Consider the following 14,527-nt stretch of genomic DNA (forward strand, 5'->3'; position numbering starts at 1 on the left):
CCGGCCGTCCTACGGTGGGTGATCACCACGTCCCCCACCCCCGCGAGGCACGCCCATGAGCCTGAGCATGCGCAACCAGTTGCCCGGCACGGTCACCGCCGTCACTCCCGGCGAGGCGATGGCCCTCGTTCACGTGCGGCTGAACGGAGGCGGACAGCTCACTTCCGCGATCACCCGGGACGCCGTCGAGGACCTGCGTCTGACCGAGGGCAGCGCCGTGCGCGCCCTGGTGAAGTCGACGGAGGTGTCCCTGGCCACCGGGCCGGTCGAGGGCCTGTCCATTCGCAACCGGCTGCCGGGCACCGTCACCCGGATCGCCCTCGGCGTGGCCATGGCGTCCGTCCGGGTCGGCGTGGAGGGCGGCGAGTTGACCGCCGCGATCACCAGGGACGCCGTCACCGAACTCGGCCTGACGGAGGGCACGCACGTCACCGCCCTGATCAAGTCGACCGAGGTCTCCCTGGCCACCGTGTGACACGGCGAGGGCTCCCGCCCGGGTCGGCCGGGAGCCCGTGAGCCGCTCGCTCAGTCCTCGTACGCGTCCAGCGGCGGGCAGGAGCAGACGAGGTTGCGGTCGCCGAAGGCCTGGTCGATGCGGCGCACCGGCGGCCAGTACTTGTCGGCCACCGAGACCCCGGCCGGGAAGACGGCCTCCTCACGGGTGTAGCCGTGCTCCCACTCCCCGCCGAGCGCGGCGGCGGTGTGCGGGGCGCCGTGCAGCGGGTTGTCGTCCGCGGGCCACTGACCGGAACCGACCTTCTCGATCTCGGCGCGGATCGCGATCATCGCATCGCAGAAGCGGTCCAACTCGGCCAGGTCCTCCGACTCGGTCGGCTCGATCATCAGCGTGCCGGCCACCGGGAACGACATCGTCGGCGCGTGGAAGCCGTAGTCGATCAGCCGCTTGGCCACGTCGTCCACGGTCACCCCGCTCGCCTTGGTCAGCGGGCGCAGGTCGATGATGCACTCGTGGGCGACCAGGCCGCCGGGACCGGTGTAGAGCACCGGATAGTGCGGCTCGAGCCGCTTGGCGACGTAGTTGGCGCTGAGCACGGCGACCTGTGTGGCCCGCTTGAGGCCCTCGCCGCCCATCAGACGGACGTAGGCCCAGGAGATCGGCAGGATGCCGGCCGAGCCCCACGGCGCGGCCGAGATCGGGCCGACTCCCGTCTCCGGGCCGGCGTCGGGCTGGAGCGGGTGGTTGGGCAGGTACGGCGCCAGGTGGGAACGCACGCCGACCGGGCCGACGCCGGGACCGCCGCCGCCGTGCGGGATGCAGAAGGTCTTGTGCAGGTTCAGGTGGGAGACGTCGCCGCCGAAGTGTCCCGGCTTGGCGAGGCCCACCAGGGCGTTGAGGTTGGCGCCGTCGACGTACACCTGGCCGCCGGCCTCGTGGACCTGTGCGCAGATGTCGGCGACGTGCTCCTCGAACACACCGTGCGTGGACGGGTAGGTGATCATCAGCACGGCCAGCTGCTCGCGGTACTGCTCGATCTTCGCCCGCAGGTCCTCGACGTCGATCTCGCCGTCCTCGGCGGTCTTCACGACGACGACCTTCATGCCGGCCATCACGGCGCTGGCGGCGTTGGTGCCGTGCGCGGAGGACGGGATGAGGCAGACGGTGCGCTGCTCGTCACCGTTGGCACGGTGGTAGCCGCGCACGGCGAGCAGACCGGCCAGCTCGCCCTGGGAACCGGCGTTCGGCTGAAGGGAGACCTTGTCGTAGCCGGTGACCTCGGCGAGACGTTCCTCCAGCTCGCGGATGAGGGTGAGGTAGCCCTGCGCCTGCTCGGCGGGCGCGAAGGGGTGCAGCTGCCCGAACTCCGGCCAGGTGACCGGCTCCATCTCGGTCGTCGCGTTGAGCTTCATGGTGCACGAGCCCAGCGGGATCATGCCGCGGTCGAGCGCGTAGTCGCGGTCGGCCAGCCGGCGCAGGTAGCGCAGCATCGCGGTCTCGGACCGGTACTGGTGGAAGACGGGGTGGGTGAGGTAGGTGTCTGCGCGCAGCAGCGCCTCGGGCAGCGTGTCCTCGGCGACCGCGTCCAGCGCCTCGATGTCGCCCCCGACGCCGAAGGCGGCCCACACGGTGCGCAGCCGGTCCCGGGTGGTGGTCTCGTCGCAGGCGACCGAGACGTGGTCGGCGTCGACGAGGCGCAGGTTCACGCCGCCCTCGCGGGCCGCGGCGACGACCTCGGCGGCACGCCCCTCCGCCCTGACGGTCAGCGTGTCGAAGTACGCGCCGTGCACGACCTCGAAGCCGCCGGCCTTGAGCCCCTCGGCGAGGACCGTGGCGTAGCGGTGGGTGCGGCGCGCGATGTCCCGCAGGCCCTCGGGGCCGTGGTAGACCGCGTACATGCCGGCCATGACGGCGAGCAGCACCTGGGCGGTGCAGATGTTGCTGGTGGCCTTCTCGCGGCGGATGTGCTGCTCACGGGTCTGCAGGGCGAGGCGGTAGGCCTTGTTGCCGTCGGCGTCGACGGAGACGCCGACCAGGCGGCCGGGCAGGCTGCGCGCGAACTTCTCGTGCACCGCCATGTAGCCGGCGTGCGGGCCGCCGAAGCCCATCGGAACGCCGAAGCGCTGGGTGGTGCCGACGGCGATGTCCGCGCCGAGCTCGCCGGGCGACTTCAGCAGGGTCAGCGCGAGCAGGTCGGCGGCGACGGTGACCAGGGCGCCCAGCTGGTGCGCCTGGTCGATGACGGGCTTCAGGTCGCGCACGGCGCCGGAGGCGCCCGGGTACTGCAGGAGCACGCCGTTGATCTCGCGCTCGGCGATCTCGGCCGGGATGCCGTCGCTGAGGTCGGCGACGACGACCTCGACGCCGGTCGGCTCGGCGCGGGTCTCGATGACCGCGATGGTCTGCGGCAGCGCGTCCGCGTCGACCAGGAACAGGCCCTTCTTGTTCTTGCCCATGCGCCGGGACAGCGCCATGGCCTCGGCGGCGGCGGTGCCCTCGTCGAGCAGGGACGCGCCGGAGGTCGGCAGACCGGTCAGGTCGGCGACCACGGTCTGGAAGTTCAGCAGCGCCTCGAGGCGGCCCTGGGAGATCTCCGGCTGGTAGGGGGTGTAGGCGGTGTACCAGGCCGGGTTCTCCATGACGTTGCGCAGGATCACCGGCGGGGTGAACGTCCCGTAGTAGCCGAGGCCGATCATCGAGCCGAGGACCTGGTTGCGGTCGGCGAGGGAGCGCAGCTCGGCCAGCACTTCGGCCTCGGTGCGGCCGCCGGGAAGGTCGAGCGCGTCGGCGTTCCTGATCACTTCGGGTACCGCGGCGGCGGTGAGCTCGTCGAGCGAGCCGTAGCCGACCTGCGCGAGCATCTTGGCCCGCGCCTCCTGGTCGGGCCCGATGTGGCGCTGTTCGAAGGGGATGCCCTGTTCGAGCTCGGAGAGCGGAATGCGCTGGGCGGTCATTGCGGAGGCCTCCTGGTCTGACACGACCTTCGAGGGACACCACGGCGCGGGTGTCCCGACGGCCTCCCCCTCTGTCATCTCAACCTGAGAGCTTCACCGGGCTGCCCGAGGGCTCCCGGTTTTCACCGTCGGTGAGAGCGGAAGCCGTCGACACCCGCTCTGCTTTCCAGAGTGACCTCGTCCGTGCGGTACGTGGGCCTGAGAGATTCCGGGGAGGATTTGCTCCTTCGGCGCCTCCGGTGGTGCCGGAGGGCTCTCCCGCACGGGGTCAGCAGCCGTTGCCAGCGTACCAGCGGGGCAGCCGTACGGGTCTTCGAGTGGCCGCACCGCTGAATGTGCTCTTTTGTAGTGCTTACGGATGAGTTGCGACCACGTGGAGGGACAGTGCAGACGGAGATCGATCCGCGCAACCTGATCGGCCGCAAGGCGTTCGACCGCAACGGCCACAAGATCGGCACGGTGGACGAGGTCTACCTCGACGACGCGACCGGTGTGCCGGAATGGGCGGCCATACGCACCGGCCTGTTCTCCCGGGACGCCTTCGTCCCCCTCGAGCCCAGCGAACTGGTCGAGGGCACCCTGCGCGTCCCCTTCGACCGCTCGCTGATCAAGGAGGCTCCGGACTTCGGCGTGGGCCGCCATCTGTCCCCGGAGCAGGAACTGCAGCTCTACCACCACTACGGCCTCGACGTGGCGCCTCCACCGGCTGTTCCGGACCACCACTTCGGCAAGCTGGCCGGCTCCGGCTCCGGTCCGGACGAGAGCTGAGCCGGCGGAACCAGAGGAAGGGGTTCGGCCGGTTCCAGGTCCGGGTCGTCCATGAGGAAGGTGCGTACCCGACCCGGCGCGGAGCGGGGGGTCTCGAAGCGGACGGTGACGCGGCCGAGGCCGCTGCCCTGCACCCATCCGTGGCCGTACGCGGCGTGCCGTACGTCATGGCCCGCCGGCCACCGCCGCTCGGTGGGTGCCGGCGGCTGCTCGGCGGGCTCCTCCGGCTGCCCCTCGGTCGGGCGCTCCGCCTCCGCGCCCGCGGCCCGCACGCCCGCCGCCTGCGCGAACAGGTCCTCCTGGGTGTAGTCGGCGAGCCCGGACACGCCCACGCCGAGCAGCCGTACACCGCCGGTGGTGTCCACCGAATCCAGCAGCCGGGCGGCCGCCTCCCGTATCACCGCGGGGTCGTCGGTGGGCCCGCGCAGGGTCTCGGAGCGGGTCAGGGTGGAGAAGTCGTAGCGGCGCACCTTCAGCACGATGGTGCGCCCCGACAGACCGGCCCCGCGCAGCCGCCGTACGCACCGGTCGGCGAGCCGCTGCACCTCCAGGGCCACCCGGACGCGGTCGTGGATGTCCACGTCGTAGGTGTCCTCGACGGACACCGACTTCGTCTCGCGCTCGGCCACGACGGGACGCTCGTCGTGGGCCAGCGCCATCGCGTACAGCGCGTGCCCGTGCGCTTTGCCGAGCAGCCGGACGAGCTCGTCCTCACCGGCCTCGGCGATTTCCTCGACGGTGTGGATCCCGGCCCGCCGCAGATGGTCGCCCGTGGCCGGGCCCACGCCCGGCAGGGTACGCACGGACAGCGGACCGAGCAGGGCCCGCTCGGTGCCGGGCTCGATGAGCACCAGCCCGTCGGGCTTGGCCTGCTCGGAGCCGATCTTGGCGAGCATCTTGGAGGCGGCCAGCCCCACGGACCCGGTGAGCCCCGTGACGGCCCGGATGTCGGCGCGCAGTTTCATCCCTGCCAGCCGGGCGGATTCCGCGTCCCAGGCGGCTCCCCCGGCCTCCAGGTCCACGAACGCCTCGTCCAGGCTCAGCGGCTCCACCAGCGGCGACAGCGCCCGCAGCAGGCCCATCACCCGCTCGCTGATGGAGCGGTAGAAGGCAAAGCGCGGCACGAGGTACGCGGCGTTCGGCGCCAGCCGCCGCGCCTGGGCCATCGGCATCGCGGAGTGGACGCCGAACACGCGCGCCTCGTACGACGCCGTGGCCACCACCCCGCGCGGTCCCAGCCCGCCCACGACCACGGCCTTCCCACGCAGGCTCGGCTTGGACGCCTGCTCCGCGGAGGCGAAGAAGGCATCCATGTCGAGGTGGAGGATCGTGGGTGCGGTTCTCACATCTACGATGCTGCACCACGCCACTGACAATGCCCCCGTTCCGGCGGCGCCGTACGTCCTCCCGAGGCCTGTCCGCAGGCCGAGGGGGCTGATCGGGCCGGGATGGGGCCGGTCGGCGGTCGGTCAGTGACCGGGAGGACCGGAGCCGGCCGAGGGGCCGCTCAGACGGCCCGGTTGCGCCGCCGGGCGAGCTCGTCGCCCGGGTTGTGCCCCACGAGCGTCTCCCCCGTGTCGATGCGCTCACCGTGCAACTGCGACAGCGCGTTCTCCACGTCGCGCCACACCACGCCGACGGCGATGCCGAAGATTCCCTGGCCCCCCTGGAGCAGGGCGTGCACCTCGTCGGGCGACGTGCACTCGTACACCGTGGCACCGTCGCTCATCAGCGTCGTCCGCTCCAGGTCACGGAAACCGCACTCGCGCAGGTGCTGGACGGCGGTACGGATGTTCTGCAGCGACACGCCGGTGTCGAGGAACCGCTTGACGATCTTCAGGACGACGACGTCCCGGAAGCTGTAGAGGCGCTGGGTGCCGGACCCGTGGGCGGGCCGCACGCTCGGCTCGACCAGCCCGGTGCGCGCCCAGTAGTCCAGTTGCCGGTAGGTGATGCCGGCGGCGGCGCAGGCCGTCGGACCGCGATAGCCGATCTGTTCGGACGCCATGGCCGCCGCCCCTCCGCTGCTCGGCGCCGTCGGTCGCTGCGGAGCACGACCGGCCGCGCCGCCGAGAGGTGTGTACCCCCCGCTCGGGCGGAGCCGGGAGCCCGGGGGAGGGTACGGACCGCTTCCCCCGGCATTGCGTCCGGGGGCACCCCCAGCCGTACCGTCGCCGCTGCTTCTCACGCCGACCTCCGTCCTTGACCTGCCTCCTCGACGGTAGGCAGTCACCAGGGGTGCGTCAACGATCGCCACACTCGGCACGCCGAGTGATAATCACCCTAAGAGTGGTTTTGCGTACCCCATCGCCGGGAAAGGCTATCCGAATGCCCCGGAGGGAGGCCGCGGGACGGTCTCCCGTGGCTCATGTGGGCGCTTCACTGGCTGCTGGAGCCGAAGTCCTCCGGCGAGATCTGGTCGAGGAACTCGCGGAACTTCTCCACCTCGTCCTCCTGCTCGTCCGGGATCGCGATGCCCGCGTCGTCCAGCACCGTGTCGCTGCCGAAGATCGGCGTCCCGGTACGCAGGGCCAGCGCTATGGCGTCGGACGGCCGGGCGCTCACCTCGACGCCGCTGGCGAACACCAGCTCGGCGTAGAAGACGCCTTCACGCAGGTCCGTGATGCGCACTTCCGTGAGTTCCTGGCCGACCGCCTCCAGCACGTCCTTGAACAGGTCGTGGGTCAGCGGTCGCGCGGGGGCCATGCCCTGCTGGGCGAAGGCGATCGCCGTCGCCTCCCCCGGCCCGATCCAGATGGGGAGGTAACGGTCGCCTCCCACTTCACGCAGGAGCACGATCGGTTGGTTGGAGGGCATCTCGACCCGGACACCTACGACATCGAGCTCGTTCACACAGCAACCCTAGGCGGTGCCCGGGACGTTTGGGTAGTCGGGCCGGGCATGGGAGGAGGATCCGGCCGTCTCAGGCCCGCTCACGGCAGCCGCACCCCGAGCGCGGTCTGGACCAGCACCGCGTGCAGCCGCACCGTGAGCTCCGCGAGCTCCTTGGCGCGGGCCTCCGCATGCGCCCTGGTCTGCGGATTGCGGTGCCGCTTGAGCGGGGCCACCACCTGGTCTACGAGCCCGGCCTCCCGGTCGGCGGCCGCCTTCATCACCCGCAGGTGCCGGGGCTCGATCCCGAAACGCCCCAGCTCGGACACGAGCGAGGCCACGGTCACCGCCTCCGCTCCGTAGCCCCCGTCCGCCAACGGAGTGAGCAGCCCGTACGACTCCCACTCCCGGAGCTCCCCCTCCTCGATGCCGGCGGCGGCGAGCAGCTCGGCCCGCCCGATCCGGGCTGCCGTGGGCGCCTCGGCCGGCGACGGCACGGATCCGCCGTCACGCTGCCGGCCGACTGCCGGCAGATGGACCGCCTCGCCGCGCTCCATGGCGTCCAGGTACTCGCGGATCACCTTCAACGGCAGGTAGTGGTCCCGCTGCATGCGCAGGACCAGGGCCAGCCGCTCGACGTCGTCCGTGCTGAACTTGCGATACCCCGAGGGGGTGCGCCGCGGCTCGACGAGCCCCTCCGACTCCAGGAAACGGATCTTGGAGACGGTGACCTCGGGGAACTCGTCACGCAGCACGTTCAGCACCGTGCCGATGCTCTTCAGCCCACTGTCCGTGGCGGCGGTGCCGTGCCCGGTACCGCCGCTCGGTGATTGACGCATGGACCTTCCCTGACAGGTCAGACGCCCTGCCGGCTCGAGTAGAAGACCAGCCGGTACTTGCCGATCTGCACCTCGTCACCGTTGGACAGAGCGACCCGGTCGATCGGCTCCCGGTTGACGTACGTGCCGTTCAGACTGCCGACGTCGGCCACCGTGAACGAGCCGTCCGGGCTGCGGCGGAACTCCACATGGCGACGCGAGACCGTCACGTCGTCCAGGAAGATGTCGCTCTGCGGATGACGCCCGGCCGTGGTCAGCTCGCCGTCCAGGAGGAAGCGGCTGCCCGAGTTCGGGCCGCGGCGCACCACCAGCAGGGCCGAGCCCAGCGGCAGCGCGTCGACGGCCGCCTGCGCCTCCGGAGACAGCATCGGCGTCTGGCCGGTGGCCTCGGCGTCGTAGGCCTCCAGACCGGAGATGGAGATCGTCGAGGTCGTCTCCGACGAGCGCTCCGGCGCCGCGCCCGGCCGCAGGGGCGCACCGCAGTTGGAACAGAAGCGGCTGTTCTCCGCGTTGCGGTTACCGCACCTCGTACACACCAGGGCCGACATGGACGGATCCTCCTCCCGCGGCTGCCCCGCAGGGACGTCGGACGCGTACGGGCCGGCGGCAAACCCTCCAGCCGTACCTGAGGTTGACGGTTGCCCGAAACCTATGCCGCCCGACTGGGCAGGGTCAACCGACGGCGCGCCCTGACCGGCCACCTGGTCCCTGAACAGCGGACGCCGACCCTCGGCGTCAGGCTGTGCGCGGTGACGGGCCGTCGCGTTCTCGCCGCCCTCTCGCGCGCTCTTGCCGAACAACTTCGCAAACAACTTCACGGGCGATTCCCCTTGACCGAAACAGACCCGCCCGTGGGGCAGGACGAACCCTGACTGCATACACCGGTCGACCCGGACATCTTCACAACGTCCGTATCCACCAGACAGTTTCCACCACGCACCACCCAATCGGTGCGCCGACCCCCCGCAACCTCATGCCCCTGCCGGACGACCGCCATGCACCACCGGTTCACTGCGAGGACGACCGAGCGTAGTCAGGCCTCTTCGCCGCCCGCAAGGCATCCACGACGATCTTGTCCGAACGGTCGATGGTCACGGTGGCCTGCTCCTTCTCCAGGGTCTGCACCACGCCTCCAGGAATGTTGAGCGCCGGTTCGAGGTCCTGCGGCTTGCCGATGACCTTGAAACGATACGGAGTGTTGATCTTGTTCCCGTCGACGTCCACGCTCTTGCCGGAGTCGGTCAGATAGGTGTTCGCGACCACCCGCACACCGTTCACCTCGATCGCCTCCGCACCGGCCGCGCGCAGCTCCTGTATCGCGTCGAGCAGCATGTCCGCCCGGACCGTCCCCTTCGTGTCCCCGATCGTGATCGTGATGCCGGGCCCCTGCGCGGCCACCGTGCCCGCGAGGATGCCGAGTTGCTTCTCCTTCTCGGCCGTCTGCCTGCGGGCCTCCTCGGCCTGGTCCGAGCTGTTCTCCAACTCCTGGCGCTGCTTCTCCAGACCCTGCTTCTCGTCCTCAAGACGCTGAGTGCGGTCGTCCAGTTCATCGAGGATGCGCACAAGATCCTCCTGCCGGGCGCCGCGCAGCGCGTTGTCGCCGCTGCTGTTGGAGGCGACCTGGACGGCGAGTCCGAAGCCGAGGCCGAACAACAGCAGGGCGACGACGAGTTGGGCCCGGGTCAAGCGCGGCGGCCACAGTCCTTGGACCAGCCGCTGGCGACCGGTCAGCGCGGGCTCGGAACTCTCCTCGGTGCTCCGGCCGTCGCCGGCGGCCGCCGGCGCGGGCACCTCCTCGGGCAACTCCTGGCGCAGCCGCTGCTGCTCGGGCCGGGTGTCGTGCTGCCCGTTCCCGGGCTGTTCGTCCTGGTGGCTCATGACTCTCACGCCCGGAACACGTGCCGTCGGATCGCCGCGGCGTTGGAGAAGATGCGGATACCGAGGACGACCACGACACCCGTGGACAGCTGGGCGCCGACGCCCAACTTGTCGCCCAGGAAGACGATCAGCGCGGCCACGACCACATTGGACAGAAACGACACGACGAACACCTTGTCGTCGAAGATGCCGTCCAGCATGGCCCGCAGGCCACCGAAGACGGCGTCCAGCGCCGCGACGACGGCGATCGGCAGATAAGGCTCGACGACCGCCGGAACCTCGGGCCGGACCAACAGGCCGGCCACCACTCCCACGACGAGGCCCAGTACGGCGATCACGATGTGCCCTTCTCAGTGCTCGGCTGTGCTGTACGTACGATCACACTCGGTGCGGCGGCCAGCCGGAGGTCGCTCTCCACGGAGATGCCGGCCCGGATGCCGTAGTTGTCCTTCAGGGCCTGGAGGTACAGCCCGTCGGGGCTGTCCTTGAACCGGGCGCTCAGCCGTTTCCCGTCCCCCACGGCGAGCACCGTGTACGGCGGCACCAGCGGCTTGTTGTCGACCAGTATCGCGTCACCCGCGGCCCTGATCGCCGACAGGGCCGTCAGCCGCTGCCCGTTGATGGAGACGGCCTCGGCACCCGACTGCCACAGCCCGTTCACCACCCGCTGCATGTCCCGGTCACGCACCCGGCCGGTGTCGGAGAAACCCGACGTCCCGCGCGGATCGCCGCCGCCGGCCGTCCCGGCCTCCTTGGCGTCGTCCACCACGAGCCTCATTCCGGGGCCATACACCTCGGCGGCGCCCGCAAGCATGCTCACCAGGTCGGCCCGCGGGTTGCCGCCGGTATGCCGGAGCGCCTGGCGCTGCCGCGCGCTCACGTCGTCGCGCAGCTTGTCGACGGTGCCCTCGAGCTTGTCGGCCGCCGCGGTCTCCCGGTCGATGCGGTCGATCAGCTCCTGGCGCTCCTTGGCGACGACCGGGGCCGCCACGCGTGCCTGCGCCGCACCCACGGTCACCACGAGTGCGGCCAGCACCAGCCCGCCCGCCAGGCCGAGTTTCGCCCTGACGGTTTTCGGCATGCCGCTCTCACCGGCGGCCTTCTTCCGGGCGGCGGCCTCGGCGTAACCGTCGTCGAGGCTGTGGTCCATGACGTTGGTGATCAACGACATGGAGGCGTCCGGTCGGGCGGGCCGCGCGGGGTTGCTCCGAATGGGGGGATGCTGCGGCATGCCGCACATCGTCGCACGACCTGGCCGTGACCTCCGAATGGCCCCACCGGCGTGCCGGACAGGCCCCCTTGGAGGACACTTGTCCGGCACGCGTGCGTGCTGTCCGTTTTACCGGCCGGCGCCCTGCTCCACCGGCGGGCGTTCTACCGGCCGGCGCTGTCCACGACCGCCGCCCACTCGTCGAGCAGCGCCTGGGCGGAGGCGTCGTCGGGCCCCTCGGCCCACAGATGGGTGACGGCCTCGGCCGGGTCGGGCAGGACCATCACCCAGCGGCCGTCGGTCTCCACGACCCGCACACCGTCCGTGGTGTCCACGAAGCGGTCTCCGGCGGCCTCGACGACCCGGCGCATCACCAGGCCCTTGACGGCCCACGGCGTCGCCAGATCGCGCCTGAGGACGTGCGCACGCGGGATCCGGGCGTCGATCTGGCTCAGGGTGAGCTGTGTGCGCGCTACCAGCCCGATGAGCCGTACGAAGGCCGCCGTACCGTCGTAGACGCTGCTGAACTCCGGGACGATGAACCCGCCCTTGCCGTCACCGCCGAAGATCGTCCCCTCCTCGCCGCCGACCCGGGTGAGGTCGTCGGGAGAGGTCGTCGTCCACTCCACCTGGGTGCCGTGGTAGGCGGCCACCTGCTCGGCGATCCGAGTGGTCGTGACGGGCAGCGCCACCCGGCCGCTGCGCCGCTCGGCGGCGACGAGGTCGAGCAACACCAGCAGCGCCCGGTCGTCCTCGATGATGCGGCCCCTCTCGTCGACGAGCGACAGCCGCTCGCCCACCGGGTCGAACCGCACACCGAACGCGGCCCCGGAGGACGCCACGATCTCGCCGAGCCGCACCAGACCCGCGCGCCGCATGTCGGCGGTCTCCGTCGGCCGGGACTCGTTCAGCCCGGGATTGATCGTCAGCGAGTCCACACCGAGCTTGCCGAGCAGGCTGGGCAACACGAGTCCGGCGCTGCCGTTCGAGGCGTCCACGACGACCTTGAGCCCCGACTCGGCGATCCCGGTGGTGTCGACGTTGCGCAGCAGCGAACCGGTGTACGAGTCGAAGACGCTGGACGGGAAGTACAGGTCACCGATCTCGCCCGGGAACGCACGCCGGTACTCCTGGCGCGCGAAGACCCGGTCCAGCTTGCGCTGGCTGCCCTGGGACAGGTCGGCGCCCTGTCCGTCGAAGAACATGATGTCGACCGAGTCGGGCACCCCGGGCGTGGTCCGGATCATGATGCCGCCAGCGCTGCCCCGCGCGGTCTGCTGCCGGGCGACCGGCAGCGGCACGTTCTCCAGGTCCCGTACGTCGATGGCGCTGGCCTGGAGGGCTGATATGACCGCCCGCTTGAGCGCGCGGGCGCCCCGGGAGTGGTCACGGGCCGTGGTGACCGTGGAGCCCTTCTTGAGCGTGGTCGCGTAGGCGCCGGCGAGCCGTACGGCGAGCTCCGGGGTGATCTCCACGTTCAGGATCCCGGACACTCCGCGGGCCCCGAAGAGGTGCGCCTGGCCCCGCGACTCCCAGATCACCGAGGTGTTGACGAAGGCGCCGGCCTCGATCGTCTTGAACGGGTACACCCGGACGTTGCCCTGCACGATCGATTCTTCGCCGATCAGGCACTCGTCACCGATGACCGCGCCGTCCTCGATCCGCGCGGCGCGCATGATGTCGGTGTTCTTGCCTACGACACAACCGCGCAGGTTGCTGTGCTGACCGATGTACACGTTGTCGTGCACGACGGCCTTGTGCAGGAAGGCACCGCTCTTCACGACGACATTGGAGCCGACGACGGTGTGCTCTCGGAGTTCGGCGCCGGCCTCCACCTTGGCGTAGTCGCCGATGTAGAGCGGGCCGCGCAACACGGCTTCGGGGTGCACCTCGGCGCCCTCGGCGACCCAGACTCCCGGGGAGATCTCGAAGCCGTCGATCTCGACGTCGACCTTGCCCTCCAGGACGTCGGCCTGCGCCTTCACATAGCTCTCGTGGGTACCGACGTCCTCCCAGTAGCCCTCGGCGATATAGCCGTAAATCGGCTTGCCTTCCTTCATCAACTGCGGGAAGACATCGCCGGACCAGTCGACCGGAACATCGGGGTCGACATAGTTGAACACCTCGGGCTCCATCACATAGATGCCCGTGTTCACGGTGTCGGAGAAGACCTGGCCCCAGGTCGGCTTCTCCAGGAAGCGCTCGACCTTGCCCTCTTCGTCGACGATGGTGATACCGAATTCCAGCGGATTGGGCACGCGGGTGAGACACACGGTCACCATCGCGCCCTTTTCCTTGTGGAAATCGATCAGCCGGGTGAGGTCGAAATCGGTCAGGGCATCACCGGAGATGACGAGGAAGGCGTCGTCCTTCAATGCCTCCTCGGCGTTCTTGACGCTTCCGGCGGTTCCGAGTGGCTTCTCCTCATTGGCATAGGTGAGCTCCATTCCGAGCTCTTCACCGTCACCGAAGTAGTTCTTGACCAACGAGGCCAGGAACTGGACTGTGACGACGGTCTCATTCAGCCCATGCCTCTTGAGCAGCCGCAGCACATGCTCCATGATCGGCCGGTTGGCCACCGGCAGGAGCGGCTTGGGCATGCTCGAGGTCATCGGACGAAGGCGCGTGCCTTCGCCTCCGGCCATCACGACGGCCTTCATGTCGGAAGCGTCCTCCTCCAAGAGACGACGATCTAGCCGACTGCACCCGTCCTGATTGTCCCGCACTTTCCCCAGGCGGGCCATCGGAGTCCCCGCGGCTGCCTCGATGAGGGAACTCAGTCGGCCATGGCGTCCGCACGGACCAAACGGCGGACTTGTACCACGTAGAGGACTCCTGCCCACCAATAGAGCGTTGTACCCCATCCTGCGAACGCCCATCCGAAAATGGCTGCGAGTGACGCGATCCATCCGCTGCCGTCACTTAGCAGCAACAAGGGGAACGCATACATCAGGTTGAACGTCGCCGCCTTCCCCAGGAAGTTCACCTGCGGCGGTGGGTAGCCGTGCCGTCTGAGGACACCCACGGCCACCAGGAGCATCAATTCGCGTGCCACGAGCAGAGCGGTCAGCCACAGCGGCAGAATCTCGCGCCAGGTGAGACCGAGGAGGGTGGAGAGAACGTAGAGCCGGTCGGCCGCGGGGTCGAGCAGCCGGCCGAGACTGCTGACCTGGTTCCACCGTCGCGCGAGCTTGCCGTCGAGGTAGTCGCTGACGCCACTCAACGCCAGCACCAGCAGGGCCCATCCGTCACTCTTGGGGCCACCGAACTCCGGCCGGAGGATCAGCCACAGGAAGAGGGGCACGCCGACGAGCCGTGCCATGCTGAGGATGTTCGGGATGGTGAGGACCCGGTCCGTCTGGACACGGGTCTCCTGGACCTCCACCCGGGGGCCTCCTGTGGGAAAGATACCGACGATGCCTCCTGACTTTACCCCAACGCAAAAAAGCTCCGGCTCCCGGGCTGTTTGCCCAGGAGCCGGAGCTCTAAAGGGAGTTCGGCGGCGTCCTACTCTCCCACAGGGTCCCCCCTGCAGTACCATCGGCGCTGTAAGGCTTAGCTTCCGGGTTCGGAATGTAACCGGGCGTTT

13 protein-coding genes, 1 rRNA gene and 1 riboswitch are annotated in these 14,527 nt (G+C 69.9%); of the genes, 2 read left to right on the forward strand and 12 right to left on the reverse strand.

The genetic code is table 11. The features are described 5' to 3' along the window. Window positions 1-55: 55 nt before the first annotated feature. A complete protein-coding gene (locus ACFY4A_RS39640; RefSeq protein WP_390834171.1) occupies window positions 56-475 on the forward strand; it encodes a molybdopterin-binding protein in 420 nt (139 codons plus the stop codon). Between the two features lie 50 nt (window positions 476-525). On the opposite strand, the gene gcvP is transcribed toward ACFY4A_RS39640, so the two are convergent. After that, window positions 526-3,411 carry an aminomethyl-transferring glycine dehydrogenase gene (gene gcvP, locus ACFY4A_RS39645; protein ID WP_390834172.1) on the reverse strand — a complete coding sequence of 962 codons (2,886 nt, stop codon included), beginning with the start codon at window positions 3,409-3,411 and terminating at the stop codon, window positions 526-528. Window positions 3,412-3,587: 176 nt separating this feature from the next. Then, window positions 3,588-3,682, reverse strand: a riboswitch (glycine riboswitch). Between the two features lie 113 nt (window positions 3,683-3,795). Between gcvP and ACFY4A_RS39650 the strand changes: the two genes are divergently transcribed. Continuing rightward, entirely contained in the window at window positions 3,796-4,179 is a 384-nt protein-coding gene (locus ACFY4A_RS39650; protein WP_390834173.1) for a PRC-barrel domain-containing protein, read from the forward strand. Here the strand turns inward: ACFY4A_RS39650 and ACFY4A_RS39655 are convergent. The 11 genes from ACFY4A_RS39655 to rrf all read right to left on the reverse strand — a co-directional run. Further along, the gene (locus ACFY4A_RS39655) at window positions 4,089-5,525 is read right to left on the reverse strand and encodes a DNA polymerase IV (RefSeq protein WP_390834174.1); all 1,437 of its coding nucleotides are present in this window, start codon (window positions 5,523-5,525) and stop codon (window positions 4,089-4,091) included. The two genes, ACFY4A_RS39650 and ACFY4A_RS39655, sit on opposite strands and share 91 nt — an antisense overlap. 161 nt (window positions 5,526-5,686) lie before the next feature. Further along, window positions 5,687-6,367 (reverse strand): MerR family transcriptional regulator, encoded by a 681-nt coding sequence (locus ACFY4A_RS39660; RefSeq protein WP_390834176.1) that lies wholly within the window; start codon window positions 6,365-6,367, stop codon window positions 5,687-5,689. 191 nt (window positions 6,368-6,558) lie between these two features. After that, window positions 6,559-7,032 (reverse strand): bifunctional nuclease family protein, encoded by a 474-nt coding sequence (locus ACFY4A_RS39665; protein ID WP_111002881.1) that lies wholly within the window; start codon window positions 7,030-7,032, stop codon window positions 6,559-6,561. Between the two features lie 80 nt (window positions 7,033-7,112). Then, complete coding sequence (locus ACFY4A_RS39670; protein WP_390834177.1) at window positions 7,113-7,850, reverse strand: MerR family transcriptional regulator; 738 nt, start codon at window positions 7,848-7,850, stop codon at window positions 7,113-7,115. 17 nt (window positions 7,851-7,867) lie between these two features. Beyond that, window positions 7,868-8,728 carry an FHA domain-containing protein gene (locus ACFY4A_RS39675; protein WP_390834178.1) on the reverse strand — a complete coding sequence of 287 codons (861 nt, stop codon included), beginning with the start codon at window positions 8,726-8,728 and terminating at the stop codon, window positions 7,868-7,870. A gap of 130 nt (window positions 8,729-8,858) precedes the next feature. Further along, on the reverse strand, window positions 8,859-9,728 hold the full coding sequence (locus ACFY4A_RS39680) for a DUF881 domain-containing protein (protein ID WP_390834179.1): 870 nt from the start codon (window positions 9,726-9,728) through the stop codon (window positions 8,859-8,861). A gap of 5 nt (window positions 9,729-9,733) precedes the next feature. Continuing rightward, window positions 9,734-10,066 (reverse strand): small basic family protein, encoded by a 333-nt coding sequence (locus tag ACFY4A_RS39685; RefSeq protein ID WP_003988855.1) that lies wholly within the window; start codon window positions 10,064-10,066, stop codon window positions 9,734-9,736. Continuing rightward, window positions 10,063-10,959 (reverse strand): DUF881 domain-containing protein, encoded by an 897-nt coding sequence (locus ACFY4A_RS39690; protein WP_390834180.1) that lies wholly within the window; start codon window positions 10,957-10,959, stop codon window positions 10,063-10,065. Before ACFY4A_RS39690 ends, ACFY4A_RS39685 begins: the two co-directional genes overlap by 4 nt. Before the next feature lie 143 nt (window positions 10,960-11,102). After that, complete coding sequence (locus ACFY4A_RS39695) at window positions 11,103-13,598, reverse strand: sugar phosphate nucleotidyltransferase (RefSeq protein ID WP_390834181.1); 2,496 nt, start codon at window positions 13,596-13,598, stop codon at window positions 11,103-11,105. A gap of 116 nt (window positions 13,599-13,714) precedes the next feature. Next, window positions 13,715-14,323 (reverse strand): CDP-alcohol phosphatidyltransferase family protein, encoded by a 609-nt coding sequence (locus ACFY4A_RS39700; RefSeq protein ID WP_100567216.1) that lies wholly within the window; start codon window positions 14,321-14,323, stop codon window positions 13,715-13,717. A 109-nt stretch (window positions 14,324-14,432) separates the two neighbouring features. After that, window positions 14,433-14,527 (reverse strand): 5S ribosomal RNA (rrf, locus tag ACFY4A_RS39705); the annotation flags it as partial.

Source organism: Streptomyces sp. NPDC001292, assembly GCF_042896465.1.
Taxonomy (GTDB): domain Bacteria; phylum Actinomycetota; class Actinomycetes; order Streptomycetales; family Streptomycetaceae; genus Streptomyces.

What these genes read in the sequence shown, in the direction of transcription:
- ACFY4A_RS39640 (WP_390834171.1), top strand. Translation starts at nt 56, where the DNA reads ATGAGCCTGAGCATGCGCAACCAGTTGCCCGGCACGGTCACCGCCGTC.
- gcvP (WP_390834172.1), bottom strand. Translation starts at nt 3,411, where the DNA reads ATGACCGCCCAGCGCATTCCGCTCTCCGAGCTCGAACAGGGCATCCCC.
- ACFY4A_RS39670 (WP_390834177.1), bottom strand. Translation starts at nt 7,850, where the DNA reads ATGCGTCAATCACCGAGCGGCGGTACCGGGCACGGCACCGCCGCCACG.
- ACFY4A_RS39675 (WP_390834178.1), bottom strand. Translation starts at nt 8,728, where the DNA reads ATGCAGTCAGGGTTCGTCCTGCCCCACGGGCGGGTCTGTTTCGGTCAA.
- ACFY4A_RS39680 (WP_390834179.1), bottom strand. Translation starts at nt 9,728, where the DNA reads ATGAGCCACCAGGACGAACAGCCCGGGAACGGGCAGCACGACACCCGG.
- ACFY4A_RS39690 (WP_390834180.1), bottom strand. Translation starts at nt 10,959, where the DNA reads ATGCCGCAGCATCCCCCCATTCGGAGCAACCCCGCGCGGCCCGCCCGA.
- ACFY4A_RS39695 (WP_390834181.1), bottom strand. Translation starts at nt 13,598, where the DNA reads ATGAAGGCCGTCGTGATGGCCGGAGGCGAAGGCACGCGCCTTCGTCCG.